1 protein-coding gene is annotated in these 520 nt (G+C 78.3%); it reads left to right on the top strand.

What is annotated here, in order from left to right:
* Positions 1-31 precede the first annotated feature (31 nt).
* Positions 32-520 (top strand): prepilin peptidase (locus E6R62_RS39070; RefSeq protein ID WP_136218057.1); only part of this gene is annotated, 489 nt, incomplete at its 3' end.

The raw sequence follows: 520 nt of genomic DNA, 5'->3' as shown, positions 1-520 counted from the left end.
CCGGAAAGCCGTCCGGCATTCTGACGAAACAGTGACCGCGCTCCTCGTGGCCGGGGCCGCGCTCTGGGGAGCGGCCGCCGGGTCCCTGCTGCCCCGCCCGGCCCACCGCCTCGGCGTCGAGCCGGACCAGCCGTGGCGCTCCGCCGACCCCGAGGGGCGGCCCTTCACCGGGCCCGCCCGGGGCTGGCTCGGTGCCGCGCGTGGGCACGGGCCCGCCACGCCCCAAGTCGCGCTCCTGACCGGGCTGGTCTGCGCGGCGCTCGCCGCCACCACCGGCGCCCGCCCGGAGCTCGTGGTCTGGCTGCTGCTCGCGCCGGTGGCCGTGCTGCTCGGGCTCGTCGACCGGCGGGTGCACCGGCTGCCCGACGTGCTCACACTGCCGCTCGCCGCGGCGGCCACGGTGCTGCTCGGCCTCGCCGCGCTCGTACCCGGGCACGCGGGTTCCTGGACCGGCGCGCTGATCGGCGAACTCGTCCTGGGCGGCGGCTACTTGGTCCTCGTCCTCATCAACCCGGCGGGC

This window comes from Streptomyces sp. A1136 (assembly GCF_004795055.1).
Classification (GTDB): domain Bacteria; phylum Actinomycetota; class Actinomycetes; order Streptomycetales; family Streptomycetaceae; genus Streptomyces.
The sequence above is the reverse complement of the archived record's forward strand: the minus strand, read 5'-3'. Positions and strand labels throughout refer to the sequence as shown.